Source organism: Paenibacillus sp. ICGEB2008, from assembly GCF_000307675.1.
GTDB classification, from domain to species: domain Bacteria; phylum Bacillota; class Bacilli; order Paenibacillales; family Paenibacillaceae; genus Paenibacillus; species Paenibacillus polymyxa.
Window position 1 is genome coordinate 66280 of sequence record NZ_AMQU01000004.1, and the last position, 16961, is coordinate 83240.

The 16961-nt window shown below is 43.7% G+C and carries 13 protein-coding genes and 2 pseudogenes; 4 read left to right on the top strand and 11 right to left on the bottom strand.

Going from position 1 to position 16961, the window contains the following annotated elements; translation table 11 throughout:
• Positions 1 to 132: 132 nt before the first annotated feature.
• Complete coding sequence (locus C400_RS0101800) at positions 133 to 1200, bottom strand: LacI family DNA-binding transcriptional regulator (protein ID WP_017425795.1); 1068 nt, start codon at positions 1198 to 1200, stop codon at positions 133 to 135.
• 278 nt (positions 1201 to 1478) lie between these two features.
• Here C400_RS0101800 and C400_RS0101805 point away from each other — a divergent pair, with 278 nt between their 5' ends.
• Positions 1479 to 3170: an ABC transporter substrate-binding protein gene (locus C400_RS0101805; protein WP_017425796.1), complete on the top strand. Its 1692-nt coding sequence runs from the start codon at positions 1479 to 1481 to the stop codon at positions 3168 to 3170.
• A 62-nt stretch (positions 3171 to 3232) separates the two neighbouring features.
• Here C400_RS0101805 and C400_RS0101810 read toward each other — a convergent pair whose 3' ends face one another.
• From C400_RS0101810 to C400_RS28620, 3 genes and pseudogenes are all read right to left on the bottom strand, one after another.
• Positions 3233 to 4456, bottom strand: a complete 1224-nt coding sequence (locus C400_RS0101810; RefSeq protein WP_017425797.1) for an MFS transporter — start codon at positions 4454 to 4456, stop codon at positions 3233 to 3235.
• Positions 4457 to 4458: 2 nt separating this feature from the next.
• Positions 4459 to 5019, bottom strand: coding sequence for a GNAT family N-acetyltransferase (locus C400_RS0101815; RefSeq protein ID WP_017425798.1), 561 nt, complete (start codon positions 5017 to 5019; stop codon positions 4459 to 4461).
• A 60-nt stretch (positions 5020 to 5079) separates the two neighbouring features.
• Positions 5080 to 5735 (bottom strand): annotated as a pseudogene (locus C400_RS28620) (DUF2500 domain-containing protein).
• Positions 5736 to 5851: 116 nt separating this feature from the next.
• On the opposite strand from C400_RS28620, the gene nrdI reads away from it, so the two are divergent.
• From nrdI to nrdF, 3 genes are all read left to right on the top strand, one after another.
• Entirely contained in the window at positions 5852 to 6211 is a 360-nt protein-coding gene (nrdI, locus tag C400_RS0101825) for a class Ib ribonucleoside-diphosphate reductase assembly flavoprotein NrdI (RefSeq protein WP_016819181.1), read from the top strand.
• Positions 6198 to 8282, top strand: coding sequence for a class 1b ribonucleoside-diphosphate reductase subunit alpha (nrdE, locus tag C400_RS0101830; protein ID WP_017425799.1), 2085 nt, complete (start codon positions 6198 to 6200; stop codon positions 8280 to 8282). Before nrdI ends, nrdE begins: the two co-directional genes overlap by 14 nt.
• Before the next feature lie 217 nt (positions 8283 to 8499).
• The gene (nrdF, locus tag C400_RS0101835) at positions 8500 to 9465 is read left to right on the top strand and encodes a class 1b ribonucleoside-diphosphate reductase subunit beta (RefSeq protein ID WP_013370558.1); all 966 of its coding nucleotides are present in this window, start codon (positions 8500 to 8502) and stop codon (positions 9463 to 9465) included.
• A 141-nt stretch (positions 9466 to 9606) separates the two neighbouring features.
• Here the strand turns inward: nrdF and C400_RS0101840 are convergent, their stop codons facing one another.
• From C400_RS0101840 to C400_RS0101870, 7 genes and pseudogenes are all read right to left on the bottom strand, one after another.
• Positions 9607 to 10842: an MFS transporter gene (locus tag C400_RS0101840; RefSeq protein ID WP_017425800.1), complete on the bottom strand. Its 1236-nt coding sequence runs from the start codon at positions 10840 to 10842 to the stop codon at positions 9607 to 9609.
• A gap of 154 nt (positions 10843 to 10996) precedes the next feature.
• Positions 10997 to 11470: a MarR family transcriptional regulator gene (locus C400_RS0101845; RefSeq protein WP_017425801.1), complete on the bottom strand. Its 474-nt coding sequence runs from the start codon at positions 11468 to 11470 to the stop codon at positions 10997 to 10999.
• Positions 11471 to 11694: 224 nt separating this feature from the next.
• On the bottom strand, positions 11695 to 12120 hold the full coding sequence (locus C400_RS0101850) for a VOC family protein (RefSeq protein ID WP_016819177.1): 426 nt from the start codon (positions 12118 to 12120) through the stop codon (positions 11695 to 11697).
• 92 nt (positions 12121 to 12212) lie between these two features.
• Positions 12213 to 12863, bottom strand: coding sequence for a hypothetical protein (locus C400_RS0101855; RefSeq protein WP_017425802.1), 651 nt, complete (start codon positions 12861 to 12863; stop codon positions 12213 to 12215).
• A gap of 33 nt (positions 12864 to 12896) precedes the next feature.
• Positions 12897 to 13428 (bottom strand): annotated as a pseudogene (locus C400_RS0101860) (GrpB family protein).
• An 87-nt stretch (positions 13429 to 13515) separates the two neighbouring features.
• Positions 13516 to 15624, bottom strand: a complete 2109-nt coding sequence (locus tag C400_RS0101865) for a class I SAM-dependent methyltransferase (RefSeq protein ID WP_017425804.1) — start codon at positions 15622 to 15624, stop codon at positions 13516 to 13518.
• Between the two features lie 341 nt (positions 15625 to 15965).
• Positions 15966 to 16934, bottom strand: coding sequence for a glycoside hydrolase family 43 protein (locus C400_RS0101870; protein ID WP_017425805.1), 969 nt, complete (start codon positions 16932 to 16934; stop codon positions 15966 to 15968).
• Positions 16935 to 16961 lie beyond the last annotated feature (27 nt).

A 16961-nucleotide genomic window follows, 5' to 3' on the forward strand; every position in this document is an offset into this window, starting at 1 on the left:
ACAAGTTAGTCAATTGTTTTTTTGGAACAACCGGTAAAACACAAAATAAAAGTCGCCCTCTACCCCTAAACAGGCTAAAAGCGACTTCCCTCGTCTTCACTGTGGATCGAATTCATCCCACATATCCGGACATCAACTATATTTAATTGTGCTAAAGGAACGATCACGATCATCATTTTCCCGGCTGATCCGTGGCGCGTGAACTTCCCGTATGAGTAGATCAGCGTGCAGCAGCTTTTTTTCCACAGGCGAGCTTGGATTCATGATGCGCCATAATAACTGGTCCACCGCTCGCATCCCCAACAGTTCCTTATCCACTCTCACCGTGGCATAGATCGGCATTTGATCATTCGTATCGTCAAACCCGGTCACCCCGCACCGCCTCGGAACGTCAATCCCCTTTCCTTTCAGCACTTCCACGACTTGCGAAGCAGTCACGTCATTAGCGCAAACAAAAACCTCTGGCAGCTCATCCTCGGGCAACTTGTCCATTTCCTCGGCAAGTGCCTGCGCTCCCCCAAAAATAAGGGCTTTGTTCTGCCGTAATTCTACTCCGCTCATTTCCAGTGCGGACCGAAAAGCTTCCCAACGTTCATAGAAACTGTGAGCGTCGTCAATATGACCCACAAACTGAAAGTGGGCATAACCCCTACACAGCAAATCCTTCATTAATTCATTCATGCATGTGCGATTATCCGTAAACACCGCATCACTTAAAAATGCAGAGTCCCAATGATCCACCATGACGACTGGAATACCCATTCGATAAATGTTCAGCAACAACGTAGTTGAAATTGTTCCTACTGTGATAATCCCTTTAATGGCCTCCGGGTTCAGCAAAGAAAACATATCATCAGTTGAAGGCTCCGTTAACGTGATCATATCCAATCCCTTGCGGTTCAGACGCTCGGAAATCCCTTCAAATACAGGTCCCCAGTACCTGGACTCCCGATTCTGGTGTCGAATATTCGGAAATAACACCAGCACGGTACCCGACCATTCTCTGGCATCTGTGTCCCGAGGCTCTACCCCGGTCATTTTGGGATGACTGCGAAAATAACCCATCTGGGCAGCAAGCTTAACCAGCAGCGCCCTCGTCTCTTCACTTACACCGGGTTTGCCTGACAGTGCACGTGAAACAGCGAACTTTGAAACACCCGCCGCATCCGCAATTTCCTGCAATGTTACTTTTCCACGCATCTCCTCACCCAACCCTATTCGAAATCTTTTTCTACCTTAGTCTTCTAAATATACAGGTATGCCTATAAACTGGTACCATCGTAGCATACTTTGTTTTAGATCATCAAACGATGGATTTGCACAAATCCACACCTTTTATTAAATATGTTTGCTTAATAAAAAACAAAACACATAACAAATAAACATAAATAACTTGACGTAAGGTTCTTTATTTCCTACAATTTACTAATGAAAGCACTTACATTGTGTAAATCATACTTATTAAGGGGGATTTGCAGATGTTCACGAACAGGTCGGTACAACAATGCTCCATCCTGCTTCTGGCTTTGCTGCTGCTCGTTACAACGGGCTGCGCGAATAGCAAAGGCGGTACGGCAGAAAAGGAAGACCCCGATGACACCAGTCCCATTACATTAACGTTCTTTGGCGGTGACTCAAGCTCCAACTGGAATAACATGAAGGACGCTGTCGGGCAGGAAATTATCAAGAAAACGGGTGTTACACTAAATGCCGAACATGCTGTTAACGGTCGAGGTGAGGAAAAGTTTGCCTTAATGGCTGCTAGCGGAGAGTACCCTGATCTCGTGTACCCCAAAGGAGACATTGGAAAGCTGGTCGATGCCGGAGCACTCATTGACTTAACCGACCTGATTGATAAATACGGTCCTAACATTAAGAAAGTGTATGGAGATTATTTTAATCGTATTAAATACAGTAGTGAAGATCCCGCCATTTACACCATCCCAACCAATTTGGGCGTAGATCACATCGCGTTTGATGCACAAGCAGGCTTCGAAATCCAGCATCAAGCCCTTAAGAAACTCGGATACCCCAAAATTCGCACCGTTCAAGATTTTGAAAAAGCACTTAAAGATTATGTCGCCAAATACCCTACTACCAATGGCCAGCCTACCATCCCTTTATCACTCGATGCCGAGGACTGGAAAATGCAGATTACTGTGACAAACCCGGCAGTTACAGCTACAGGTGGACCAGACGATGGAGAATATTATATTGATCCTAAAACACACAAAGCCATTCTTCACTACAAACGCCCGGAGGAGCGAGAGTATTTTCGTTGGTTAAACCATATGTACAATGAAGGTCTGTTGGATAGGGATACTTTTGTACAAAAAAGTGATCAATACAAATCCAAAATCGCCGCAGGTCGTGTCATCGGACTGATTGATCAGGAATGGAACTACCAGGATGCCGAAAATGCGCTCAAGGCAGCAGGTAAGGATGAATACACCTATTCCCACTTTCCGGTCACTTTAAATGAGCAATACGAGGATCATTCCCTCCAGCCCATTGGTTTCGATACTGCGTCTGGGATTGGCATTACAACTTCATGCAAAAATCCGGTGCGAGCGATCAAGTTTCTGGACTTCCTGGCCTCCGATGAAGGGCAAATTTTACGTAATTGGGGAATCGAAGGCCAGCATTACAATGTAGAGAACGGCAAACGAGTCATTCCTGCAGCTGTGCAAGAACGCAAAAACAAAGATAACGCTTCTTTTAGCAGAGAATCAGGTATCGGTTTGTATTGGATATGGGGACCACATTACGGCGATAGCGTGAAGGACCCTACTGGCAACTATTACACAACCAATTATCCGGAGATGATTACCGAAAATTATAGCCAAGCGGAAAAAGAATCCCTTCAGGCATATAAAGCTCGGACATGGAAAGACCTGTTCCCGAACGAAAAGGATTTTCCGGTAAAAGAGTGGGGTGCTGCCTACAACATGCCTGTTCCGACCAATACAAATTACAATGTTATTTATCAGAAGTCGCAGGACATTGTACGCAAACGGATTCCTGAGGCTGTACTCGCCAAGCCAGATCAATTCGATGCCGTGTATGACCGCATGCTCCGAGAGCTGGATCAGGCGGGTGTACCAAAGGCTGAAGAAATCTTCACTGGCCTGATTCAAAATCGTCTGAAGCTATGGTATGGGGAGAAGTAGAGATTGATTGCTACTAAAGTATATAAGGGCTGACAGTCAAGACCTGTCAGCCCCTTTTTACACTAAACATTCTGTTTTGTTACTTTTTCTTTCCAGCTATTATTTTTCCTGGACACCCGGTGGACATAAAGCAACAAAAAGATTGGAATCAATGCAATCCCGCCACACAGCACCCAAGATATCTGAATAGGTGTTTGATCTGAAGCAAGATTGGTAAAATTACGGCTTACGACTCCTGTCACGATTAAACCTATACACATACCTAGTTGGGAAATGGCAGAATCCAGAGATAGCAGTGTTGAACGATATTCATTAGAGATTCTTTTGTTCAGAAAAATTTGTTTGGCAACCGGGTACATCCCTCGCCCAATTTCATAGATTAAAAAGGTAAGCAGTACAGGATAAAACGTGTTGAAAGCACCGGCTAAAATGAGCCATATCCCAATCATCCCGCAAGCATACATGAGTATATGTACATCACTATAACGTGCGCCTAGCTTTCGAACCAAATAGCTTCCCAAAGTCATACATAGTGAATAACCCGCCTTGATCAATCCCATAATCCAAATTCCTTGTTCAGAAAGACCGACCAGACGTGGCTGTTGAAATGTATTCCCCGCCGAATTCGAAAAGCTGATAAATAAACCAATAACAAACACAATCCAGATCGACTTATTTTCAAAACCGATACGGACACTTTCCCCGATAATCGTTGTAATGCGAGTAGCAGATGTTTCTCGATGGGTAATATTCTTCTCTTTCATATAAAAGCAGCATAGAATAATACATAAGATAATAGAGACAATGCTGGCTGCCCAGGGAAGTGAATAGTTAAATGTTGCAAGGAAGGCCCCCAACAGACCACAAATAAATCCCGAAATGTACTGTATACTGTTTGAGGTTGTAAAAAGAACTTCCATGGGCTTATCACTGTTTTCCACAACCCAGGATTCCAACGAGCCTGATTGCAAGCATATTGACAGCCCCCCAAAAACTTGTGCGAACACAAGCAGCCACATGCGATCTGTCCAAACGAACAATACACTGTAGACTAGAAAACAACAAAGCCCCAAAACAACAGAAATTTTTCTTCCATATTTGTCTGCAATAGCTCCAGTTGGTATTTCAAACAGAAAAATACTTACAAAGAATACAACCAGCAAGAAGTTCGCACTTTGCAGAGAAAGTCCTTTAGCTAACAGAAATAAGATGAGCGTAGCTCCCGTGATTTCACTCATAAAAAATTGAAGAAAGCTGACGGAGTAAAATAGCTTATGTGGCCTCACTTTCAGGGCTCCTTCGCTTGCTCTACAGCCTCATATTCATTTCGCAACATCCCCATCTGAATGATGTCATAGTACTGTCCTTCCCTGAATAGCTTTTCTCGTAGTCGGCCTTCCTCCTTAAAGCCACATGCCAGATAGCAACGATATGCACGTTCATTGAACGCATAGACCTCCAGCTCCAGCCGATGCAGATTCAGTGAATGAAATGCAAATTTTTGTATCAATCGTATCGCTTCCCGCCCATATCCTTTGCCCAGATCACCGTCGCGCCCGATTACAATACCAAGGGTGGCGTGCCGATTTACCCAGTTGATTTTGAATAAATCGAGTTGTCCAATATAGTCCAGTGTATCTTTATGTGCAATGACAAAGCCCTTGATCTCAGAGTTGCCGTCAATCATCATCTGTACAAAAGATTCACTATTAGCCTGTGAATGCGGATAGATAAATACGTCGCTTAATCCATGTGTGATTGCCGGGTCATTAACCCATCTTCGGATATCAGGTATATCCTCCTGACGGTACTCTCTTAATACAATTCGTGCTCCAATGATATGTGGCATCGTCAGCTTCCTCCCTATTATGTATTGGTTCTGGTAATACTCTATCACCCTGTCCCCCTTTTACGCTCCCATTAATCTCACAAACTCCAGAAAACGTGTACCTTTATAATGAACCTCCCCGCGATCCCCGATTACAATCATTCCGAAGTCCGTATCCTTCACCTCCAGCTCCTTACGCTCCCCCTGTCAAATTCAAAGGTGATATAGTAATCGGTCGAAGCTGAAAAATTGCCTGATCCCCCACGCACTCTCGTTCGCTTATCCACAACCTTGCAAGAACGTTGGACCTGTTCGGCTGCTTGATTGGAAAGACCTGCACTTATCGATTTGACAATTCCCATAATGATTACAAAAGCAATGAGTCCAAACACGACAAAAAAGATAATACTAAACGGTTGAAATGCCATAAAACCACTTCCCATTTGCCTCATCCTTTCTACAGTAAAATGTAAATTTTCCATTCTATTGCCCATTGACAAATCGTACATCCTCAGCTTAAAAAACTCCAATACTTTTTTAACATACTTACGAAAAAAAAAAGTTCTTTCGCTCTTTTCCGCACCCTGCTTGGACTTACACCCGATCTGGGTCCTCTGAGCCTCTCTAGACCGATTGACAAAACTATATATAGATATAAAATAGAAAATGTACTCTAAATATAGTGTAAAAAACGTATTTATGCCCGATATCTTGAAGATAAAGGTATGAAAATACATGTAAATATAGAGTCAAAAATCTTAAATGGCGCAGCCAGCAAGGGATTACAGCTATGATGGGTCTCTTGGCAATGCCGTTTTCTTTTTTTCGTTAATTGTTAAGGAGGTTGCACACCATGCTGATTGCTTATGATTCCAAGACCGGCAATGTAAAAAGATTTATAAACAAGCTCAAGCTTCCGGCGGTTCAGATTGAGGAGCAAATGACTATAGAAGAACCTTACGTACTCATTACATATACAACCGGGTTTGGGCAGATACCTGAGAGGGTATCTTCATTTTTGAAAAAAAATGCACAAAACCTTGTTGGTGTAGCTGCAAGCGGCAACCGTAACTGGGGTGAGAAATTTGCCAAAAGTGCGGATTTGATTGCCGACCATTATAATGTCCCCGTGATTAGCAAATTTGAATTATCTGGAACGTTCGGAGATGTGGAGCGTTTTAAACAGGAGGTGAGCCGAGTTGCGGCATATTGAATTGAACAACATGTTGATGAAACGCGATACAGACGGCTTTTTCCAATTGGAAAAGGACCAAGAGGCTGTAGCAGAATTTATGAAGGAAGTTCAAGAACGAAGTTTGAAGTTTGCTGACACAGCTGCTCAAGTGCTGTATATGATTGAGAATGATTATTACGAAAATTTCTATAACAGCTATACAGCTGATGAAATTAATGATATTTTCCATATCACTCATAGCTATAATTTTAAATTCCCTTCCTATATGGCAGCATCCAAGTTTTATACTGATTATGCAATGAAGAGTAACGACCGTAAAGTCTATCTGGAACACTACCCTGACCGGGTGGCTGCTGTCGCCCTGCATTTGGGACGCGGCAACGCCGATACGGCGCGCCTGTTGTCCCGCTCGATGATGGAGCAACGTCTTCAGCCAGCTACACCAACCTTCCTGAACGCTGGCAAAAGCCGCCGTGGGGAATTGGTGTCCTGCTTCTTGCTCGAAATGGATGACTCTCTGAACTCAATCAACTATGTATTGAACACTTGCATGCAATTGTCCAAAATTGGCGGCGGTGTTGCGGTTAACCTGTCGAAGCTGCGGTCACGCGGCGAGGCAATTAAAGGTGTAGAAGGCGCAGCAAAAGGCATTATGCCTGTGCTGAAGCTGATGGAAGATGGTTTCTCCTACGCGGATCAAATGGGTCAACGTAAAGGCTCTGGTGCAGCCTATTACAACATTTTCGGATGGGACGTGCTGGAGTTCCTGGATAGTAAAAAAATCAATGCTGATGAAAGAGTACGTCTCAAGACACTTTCGATCGGATTGCTGGTGCCGAACCGCTTTTACAAGCTGGCACAGGATAATGAACCGCTGCATGTATTTGCACCTTATAGTGTGTTCAAGGCTTATGGAACACATTTGGACGACATGGATCTTGATGAAATGTACGATACGCTGCTCGCTGACGATCGAGTGAAGAAAAAAATAGCGATGAGCGCACGTGATATGCTGACGAAAATTGCCATGATTCAGTTGGAGTCTGGCTATCCATATATTATGAACAAAAGTAACGCAAATCAGGCGCATGCTCTTAAAAACGTGGGCCAAGTCAAGATGTCGAACCTATGTACGGAAATCTTCCAGTTGCAGGAGACTTCCGAGATTACAGATTATGGACAACAGGATATCATTCGCCGGGATGTAAGCTGTAACCTGGCTTCCCTGAACATTGTAAATGTGATGGAACACGGCAAAATCCGTGAGTCCGTTCATGAGGGTATGATTGCTCTTACCTCGGTCAGCGATATGACCCAAGTAGCTAATGCCCCAGGTGTTGCAAAAGCGAACCGTGAAATGCATTCCGTTGGTCTGGGTGTAATGAATCTGCACGGCTACCTTGCCAAGAATAAAATTGCATATGAAAGCAATGAAGCGAAGGATTTTGTCCGTACCTTCTTCATGACGATGAACTATCATTCTATTGAAAAGAGTATGGAAATCGCAAAAGCAGCCGGACAAAGCTTCTATGGATTTGAGGAGTCCGATTATGCGACAGGTCTATATTTTGACCGATATCTGAACACGGATTATCGTCCAACAACGGCACGTGTGCAAGAATTGTTCAAGGACATTTATATTCCAACTCAAGCGGATTGGGACAAACTAAAAGCAGACGTCAAGAAGAACGGTCTGTATCACGCTTATCGTATGGCGATTGCTCCTACTGCCAGCATTTCGTACATTCAAAATGCAACGTCCAGCGTTATGCCAATTGTTGAGCAAATCGAGACTCGTACCTATGCGAATTCGACGACTTACTATCCGATGCCGTATTTGCAAAAGGATAATGTATTCTTTTACAAATCCGCTTATCAAATGGACCAATTCAAAGTGCTTGATCTGATTGCCGAAATCCAGCCTCACGTGGACCAAGGAATTTCGACTGTACTTCACGTGAACAGTGACGTGACTACGCGTCAGTTAGCACGTTGCTATCTGTATGCCGCACATAAAGGACTTAAATCGTTATACTACACACGTACCAAAAAACTGTCTGTGGAAGAGTGCCTCACTTGCTCCATCTAATGCATATATGGTAACAAGCTATAAAATTAAATTAGATTTTGAATAGATATGAATGCTTGGCATTAGAAGCTGTATCCAGCGCGTGGTTCAGACCTTTACAGGATTGGACAAAGCCCTCACGGATACAGCTTCCGTATGTCAAGCATACGATGACTCTCCGATAACATCTCACGTGTGTTTCTAGGGAATCTCGCAAGCTGAAGGGAGAATGCTAACAATGACAGGTATACAAGCCGTAAACTGGAACCGCTCGGACGATGATTTCACACTGATGTTCTGGAATCAGAATATTATGCAATTTTGGACGGATGATGAAATTCCGCTGTCTGACGATAAAATGTCCTGGGTAACCCTCAGTGATATCGAAAAAGAAGCCTACATGAAGGTGCTGGGCGGCTTGACTCTGCTAGACACCATTCAAGGCGGTGTGGGGATGCCGCAAATTATGGAGCATGTAGACGGACTGCAACGCAAAGCGGTATTAAGCTTTATGGCGATGATGGAGCAAATTCATGCCAAGTCGTACAGCAGCATCTTTACCACCCTGGCTTCCACGGAAGAAATTGACGGTGTATTCCGCTGGGTGGAAGAAAATCCGCATCTTCAGACCAAAGCAGAAACCATTCGTCAGTATTATATGAACATCCATACACCGAAAGACCTGTATCTCGCGATGGCTGCGTCGGTACTGTTAGAAAGCTATTTGTTTTATAGCGGCTTCTTCTACCCTCTCTATCTGGCAGGTCAAGGCAAGCTGACATGCAGCGGGGAAATTATCGACCTGATCCTGCGTGACGAAAGTATTCACGGTGTCTATGTAGGTGTACTGGCACAGGAGATTTATGCAGAACTGGACGAGGAAGAACAACGTGACCTCTACCAGACGCTGGTAGGCTTGCTGCGCTACTTGCACAATAACGAAGAACAATATACCGAGCAAATTTATGCCCCTATTGGACTTGTAGACGATGTTAAAGTCTTCTTGCGCTACAACGCCAACAAGGCCATGATGAACCTGGGCTTTGACCCACTTTTTGAAGAAGAAGAAGTCAATCCCATTGTATTCAACGGCATCAGCACCCACACCAAGCAGCACGATTTCTTTTCTAAAAAGGGAAACGGCTATGTACGGGCAATGAATGTAGAGCCGCTGACAGATGATGATTTTAACTTTGGCGTTTAAGTACACATACGTAAAATTAATTTAGCAAGGCGTTACTGTAAAATAATAGGGTTTCAGAACTTGTTCCTAAGTTCTGAAACCCTATTATTTTCTTAAAACTACCTGCTATGCAGGTGATTACGGAAAGCTTCGAGCGGTAGTTTACATATTCACATCCGTTCTCTTATATAAAACGGGTATTGCCACTGCTATAAGAATCATCCCCATAAAAGCGGGTGTGGCATGACCAAGTGATACATAGATTTGACCTCCAATGATAGGCCCAATCATTCTTGCCAAAGCCTGAATAGATTGACTACCGCCTTGAATCCTTCCTTGTTCACTAGAATCGACAGACTTAGAGAGCATCCCATTAAATGAGGGCCCAAAGATCGAATCACCAAAACCAAATATAAACATTCCGGCGATAATAAGAGGATAGAATGAGAACAAAGCAGATAGCGCAATAAGACTGTAGCCTATAATCTCGGAGAACATTCCAAGAATGGCTATCTGTTTATCACTAAGTTTTTTTAAAAGCTTTGGCATGATGAAACCTTGTGAAATGATGTCTTGGAAACCCATAATTGAAAACATAAGTCCGATTAGTGCAGGCTTCCAACTGAAGGTATCCATTGTAAATTGAGAGAAAACTGCCTGTAAAGATCCGTTGGGTATCCAAAGTAAGAACGCTGAGACAAGTAGCCTTTTCACGTTTTTCATGGAAAGTACGTTTGCAAGCTGTGTAAATGGATTCAGTCTTACAAAGGTAATCTCTTTCAGTCTATGTTTCTTGTCAAGGCTCTCAGGCATAAAAAAGAATCCATAAACAACATTCAATAAAGTGATTATTGCTCCAAAATACATAGGTACAGAATAACCAAACTTGGAAAGTAATCCACCTAGAGTTGGACCAATGACAGTGCCGACACCTACAACTGCACTCAACCATCCAAAGTATTTAGTTCTCTGTTCTGGAGGAATGATGTCTGCAAAATAGGCGAAGATCGTGCTTATGCTCCCACCTGTTATACCTTCTATGATACGCCCAGCAAATAGTACCCATACAGCTCCTCCTATACCAAAAACTAAGTACCCGATTGCGGAACCCAAAAGGCAGACTAAGAGTAAGGGTCGACGGCCATATTTGTCGCTCAAAGCTCCAAGTACGGGAGCCGCAAAAAACACGCAGAATGCATAAACAGAGGTCAGCAGCGTAACAACTATAGCTTGTTCTCCCGGATTGCTTGTATAAGGCTGCACTAAGAATGGGACGACAGGTATTATAATACTGAAGCTTATTCCGCAAAGAAACACAGAGATAAGGCCGAATATTAAAGCGTGTTTATCTACGGTTTGTTCTGTGGTCTGTTTATGGTGTGATCTAAATTTGAACACTTAAATTCTCCCCTCAAAAGTTGCGATTTTACTTCCTAGGAAACAAAATTATCGTATCACATTTTTTCTTCCCTGGAAACAAAATAATAATAAAAAAGGCAGCCCGTTCTCAATAGAGCCCGGCTACCTGTGGTTTGATTTTCATTATTCAAATTTATTTCGACTTGATATCTATATCCTTTTTCTTTATTTCTGCATCCAAATGCCTGCTATACTTTTCCAAGAAGCTAAGCATACTGTCAAATTGCTCCTCGGTTACCTGCTCAAATACGGCTTTATCCCGCTCTTGAAACTCCTTGTGCAGTTCCTCATGGATTTTATAGACTACTTTCCCTTGCTCAGTAAGCCTAAAATAAATTTCTTTCTTGTTATCCGGCTTCTGGTAGCTTTCGATAAGGCCTTTTTTTATGAGCTTCTTAGTTATTTTACTTATGGCACCGCTAGTCATATAAAGGGACTCCGCAAGTGTTGTCACGTTGGAATCTACATTTTTTTCAATGTATTCCATGCAATGTACTTCAGAAGGCTTATAACCCTTAAGACTGTCTTCCATCTTGTCCTTATTAAGCCAAACCATCTTGTTATATAAGTCCCTGAAACCCATTATGACCTGTTCTTTTTTGTTCATGGACTGTCCTCCCACCCGTTGGTGCATTAACAATTTAATATAATATATTTTGGTTTCCATTTCAACAATATTAAAACAATTATTTTAGGAATTGAGCGATACATAAAAAAGAGATCCGAACACTCCCCATGTTTTATGTATGTATATTTATTTTTCAGACGAGGACATGCACGCAAAAAAACGGCCAGATCGCTAAAGTAGCGGACCGAGCCGTTTTCCATTTCTTAAGACCGAGCCTCTGTGAACATTTGAAAGGTGACACCAAACTTGTCTGTTACATTCCCATAAGCTGGACTAAAATGGGTTTCCTGCAAAGGCATTCCCACCTGCCCTCCTTGCTGTAAAGCATCAAACATTTTTTGAGCTTGCTCCACACTATCGGTTGTAATACAGATACTCACCTGATTCCCGCTGCTAAACGGCGATCCGGGAAAGGTATCCGAAAACATGAGCTCTGTCTCGCCCACTTTAAGGGTGGCATGTCCCACACGTTCCTTGACCTCTGCGGGAATGGGAAAATCGGGGTTTTCCGGCATTTCCCCAAAAGTTTGAATAAAAAGCAGTTGAGCATCCAATGCCTTTTCATAAAATTCGATTGCTTCTTTTGCATTTCCATCCATCGTGATGTAAGGAATCAAACGTTTGGACATCTTCAACACAGCTCCTTTAATTCGAGGTAATTAGCCCAGCCATTTCTCCTGTATTATATACAAAACTTGTCAAGAAAAACAAATCTGTATTCTTAGCTTTCATGCACCTGAATGCCAAGCTGTTTTAGCTCCTTTATCGCTTCCCTAACGTTACGCTGTGGATGAAGCGCAGAGATCATCTGTGCAGTGATCGGAACGCCGTTGAAAATCTGGCTTACCACCCCTAGAGAAATCGACAGCTCATAGTAACTTTCAGCCCAATCCTGATATTCCTCCGGTGTAACTATAATTTTCCCCAGCAAAAAGGATGAGCCATCGTCATATTCCTCAGGAATGTTCACGTTGCCCGTACGCCACTCCTTATCTCCCGCTTCCCTCCACATACAAAAGGTAACGTCCTCCTTCTCCAGCGCTTCATCTTCTAAAAGCCCCATCATATCATCAGGTACACCGTCGTACATGCCCGGCCAGATCTCATATTCGTCTCTTGCATGAGGACTTACAGGGGATTCGTGGTCAAAACCTTTTAATAGCACACCTCCACGCGTCCATAGCATATGAATCGTATCTCCAGCGCCGTTGTTCACCTCAACTAGGCACACATCACCAGACCATTCAGACTGCATACGATACGTGCGCAACCAATCTTCTGGAGACAATATAATATCCAGTGCTGACAGCAGCAGCATTCTGTCTTTTAAACCATTCGGTGTTACCTGTGCATCAAGCATCCTATTCTTCATCATTCCTCCACCTTGTCCACGCGTACTAAAATTTCATTTGTCTCTACTTTGTCTTTCAAGCTTCGCTTGCTCAACCACCTGCCGAATGAAAGGTCCCTTGGCTTCGGTATACGCTGCACGGTCATGATTGAATTGGTGAGCCAAATCTTTTTTTTAAAGTCTCATACGCTCCCAGGCTCTCAGGATGCGCTTTCAAGTAATCTCTGAATAATAGATGATTTTCCCAATGCTCTCCTTTATACTTGTAAATATGCAAATGATGGGTCCCAGCTCCCCATTCTCCACGGCGAAAGAAAGCTCGCTCTGGAAAATCAGGCTTATGTACATATTCATATTGAATACCTAGCAAACGCTCTCGCTGTTCGGATTGAATCATCGCCAAATCTTCTACTCCAACCATAATGTCGATAATAGCCTTGGCTCCCAAACCAGGAACGGATGTACTACCGATATGCTCTACGCCGACACACACGTCTCCGAGAGCCTCTATCAATTTGGCTCGTTCCTGTATGTACTCTGCTACCCACTGCGGATTATATTCGGATATCACTACCTGCGCGGACATGAAGGCACCTCCATTCGTTTTCCAAAAAAATGCCTTCCCAGTGCGCTTGGCACAACTCAGAAGGCATTCTCTTGTTTAAATTAAAAATCATTTAGTTGCTTCATCCCTGTTATTTGGCTTCTCAATTACGATCAGACAGGTACTGTCTGGCAAAGGAACCGGCTGACCTTGCTCATCCATGAACTCAACACGACTGGACAGCGCTTCGGCATAGCCCTCCTGCAAATAGTGGCGGCTCAACCGGATAATCGCCTGTGGTCCAAGTGTGTTACGAATACACTCTTCATACTGTGACGGAGTAAAATAACCAAACTGCTCCTGTACCTCATGCACATAGGCTTCCGCCCCCCATGTATAGGTATACAAGAATTCCATTGCATCATTTACCGGCAAAACAGCCTCATGCTCACCTATGCGCTCTATTTCAATGGGGCGACCCGCAAAATCCTGCGCATACCGCAGCAGCCATTCCATTCCGTCCGGCTCCAAAAATCGAATGCGTCTGCGCTGCTCTACTGGTTCGGTCATAATACCGTCACGAATGATAATGCGCCCGCCGGGTGCAAGTACACGGTAGGCGCTCTGCAAAGCAGCCTCCACTGTTTGTGAATTGAACCTTTTTCCATCTCGTTCAATGTAGGAATACAGCTCGTGAAGAATCGAAGAAAAAATAACCGTATCCATGCTCTCCGTTTCCACATACTCTTCTAATTGAAGCGCATCACCTTTGATGACATCCCAACGACGGTGCTCCAATTGCTTTTTGCGTTTAAGAGCCTCAATAACATTCACAGAAATATCAAGACCCAACGGCTTCGAGTCCGGTCTTTCCTGCTCGATCAGGTCCAGCAGTACACCCCCGCCAGGTCCGATATCCAGTATACGGGTTCCAGTTACGTAATCCAGAATGACCCTTTTGAAATCTGCGGTCTGGTTCATATCTGTAAGGTACGTCTCCTCATTGTGAAAGCGATCATAAGCATCGCGCCGTAATCCGAACAGATCAAACAGCAGCAGGACTGCTTTGTCATACAGAGGCGTCTTTTCTGCCTCAATACAAAAGTCGATCAATTTTTCTGCAGCTGATGAAAATACAAAATTAAAAAATACGGTACTTGGCAACTCCTCCTTATGCTCTACGACTACACTCAAATGAGGATTATGCTCCCGTTTCCCTTTTGTGATATCCTGCCAGGACAATGCGCTTAAATATTTTTCTATCATTCTTTTTTTGTATACGTTAATTTTCTTAACACCACGATAGTCATAATACATCGTATTCATAAGTGATTCAAAACTAATATGCCGTACCGTTGCAGGCTGTTCCTGCCCTGTGCCATCCCTCAACGTGAGTAAAAATACCTTAACCAATTCTTGAAGTGAAAAATCCTGCAAAGCTGATTCTACATACCAAAGTGTCCGATTCTCCAGCGGAGCCAGCGCCTTCTCTACATTCAGCTCCCGCTCCAGCTCGGCGTAAGCCTGCTCAAACGGCTCACCTTCATGAATCGAAACCGACCGCAATCTCTCCAGTCGCTCCTTTACACTCCAGACTACAGGGGCGTTATCCCAGGCAATCCAGCCGATGAGTTGCTCCACTTCACCGCGTACTTGCTCCCATAATGCAGGATCTACACCGGCGATAATGCATTCGTTCAGTGCTCGTAACACAAGCTCCAATTCCTCCGAGCTCAGCCAGCCTTTACGAGTAATTTCAAGCAGCAGTCGATTTTCTGCAAAAGGTATTTCTCCCCGTATATACTGTCCGATCAATCCATGCGTCTCAATCAGAATCCGGGTCATGCTGTTACGCGGGTATGCAGGGGACTCTGCTTGAGCCTGTCTGACATACAGCTGAGAGGAGCCAATATTATGTACAAATAAATTAATGCCCTCATGCTGCCAGCGTAGCCGTTCGCGGACTGTGCCTCCTTTGGCGGTCTCAGACCATACCAATACATCCTCCAGTAGCTCTTTAACCCAGAATGACAATGGAAGTCCGTCCAAAATAAGCAATGTGCGCTCCACATAATCCAGTACAGGATTAGCATCCTTTAACTCACCTATGGATCGAATGCGCTCCAAATTTACAATACGCTCCTCAGCCGAAACAAGCAGCTTTAGCCAGGTCGGTGTATCCCAGGCCAGATCACTTTCTTTCCTGTAATTAGCAATGGCTTTTAACGATTGTAACATTTTTCTCACCTCGTGTGATTCGATTCGGTATGCACAGGAGACTTTTGAAAATATCTTGTATACCCTACACTTTACCATACATTTGTAGCTTCCATCTCGTGGAAAATATTAAACATTTGTATCAATTATTCGCTTGACATGTTCTGTGTATCGCATCCCATGATTTAAAGTACCCGTAACTTCGCTTCGTCTCCCAAAAGCAAAAAGATACCTTCCAACCCTAAGGTCGAAGGTATCTTATTACCATTGTTATACGCAGCAAAATTATTTTCCTACGTTGTTTATAAAATTATAGTGCCGCTGTGTGAAACGTCAATCATCTAGCATATATTTCGACTGGATTAACCAACAGAAACGCCATCTGGTACCGGGATACCAAAGTCAGGTGTTCCATCCTCATTCCAGTTCAAACGCTGAACACGTGTATGACGATTCGGATCATACAGCGGGTCACCTGTAATTTCCTTGTAATTACGAGCGTGATATACGATAACGTCACTACCATCCTCAGCAACAGTAAAGCTGTTGTGACCAGGTCCGAATTGACCTGTCTCCTCATTCGTGCAGAATACTGGCGCAGGAGACTTTGCCCACGATTTCGGGTCAAGTAAGTTGGCATTCTCGTCTGCCGTTAGCAGACCCATGCAATAATTGTGATCTGTAGCACTAGCTGAATAGCTGATAAAAATCCTTCCATTCCGTTTCAGAACGGCTGCTCCTTCATTTACCTTAAAACCGATAACTTCCCAGTCATATTCTGGTGTTGAGATCATGACCTGCTCACCACGTAGCGTCCACGGATTGCTCATTTCTGATATATACAAATTGGAATTACCTACGATGTCCGGGTCTTTCTGAGCCCATACATAATATAGAACGCCATTATGCTGGAAGGTTGTCGCATCGAGAGCAAACGTCTCCCAGCGAGTTTTGATCTGTCCCTTTTCCACCCATTCACCTTCCAGCGGATTAGCCGAAGTATTTTCCAGCACAAACATCCGATGGTCGAACAGACCTTCCTTCGTTTCTGTAGTACGAGCTGCTGCAAAATAAATGTACCATTTGTCGTTAAGATAATGAATTTCCGGTGCCCAAATGTTCGCGCTTAACGGACCCGTTTCATATTTATGCCACACTGCCACTGGTTCTGCTGTATTCAAGCCTTGAATAGTACGTGCCCGCCGAACCTCAATGCGGTCATACTCTGGCACAGATCCGGTAAAATAATAATACCCATCACTATGCTTGTAAATCCAAGGGTCTGCACGTTGCTCAATGACCGGATTATTAAAAGATACAGGTTGATTCATGGTTTTTCTCTCCTCTATGTGTAATAT

What these genes read in the sequence shown, in the direction of transcription:
- C400_RS0101865 (WP_017425804.1), bottom strand. Translation starts at nt 15,624, where the DNA reads ATGTTACAATCGTTAAAAGCCATTGCTAATTACAGGAAAGAAAGTGAT.
- C400_RS0101845 (WP_017425801.1), bottom strand. Translation starts at nt 11,470, where the DNA reads ATGAACAAAAAAGAACAGGTCATAATGGGTTTCAGGGACTTATATAAC.
- C400_RS0101850 (WP_016819177.1), bottom strand. Translation starts at nt 12,120, where the DNA reads ATGTCCAAACGTTTGATTCCTTACATCACGATGGATGGAAATGCAAAA.
- nrdF (WP_013370558.1), top strand. Translation starts at nt 8,500, where the DNA reads ATGACAGGTATACAAGCCGTAAACTGGAACCGCTCGGACGATGATTTC.
- C400_RS0101855 (WP_017425802.1), bottom strand. Translation starts at nt 12,863, where the DNA reads ATGAAGAATAGGATGCTTGATGCACAGGTAACACCGAATGGTTTAAAA.
- C400_RS0101805 (WP_017425796.1), top strand. Translation starts at nt 1,479, where the DNA reads ATGTTCACGAACAGGTCGGTACAACAATGCTCCATCCTGCTTCTGGCT.
- C400_RS0101870 (WP_017425805.1), bottom strand. Translation starts at nt 16,934, where the DNA reads ATGAATCAACCTGTATCTTTTAATAATCCGGTCATTGAGCAACGTGCA.
- C400_RS0101815 (WP_017425798.1), bottom strand. Translation starts at nt 5,019, where the DNA reads ATGCCACATATCATTGGAGCACGAATTGTATTAAGAGAGTACCGTCAG.
- C400_RS0101800 (WP_017425795.1), bottom strand. Translation starts at nt 1,200, where the DNA reads ATGCGTGGAAAAGTAACATTGCAGGAAATTGCGGATGCGGCGGGTGTT.
- nrdI (WP_016819181.1), top strand. Translation starts at nt 5,852, where the DNA reads ATGCTGATTGCTTATGATTCCAAGACCGGCAATGTAAAAAGATTTATA.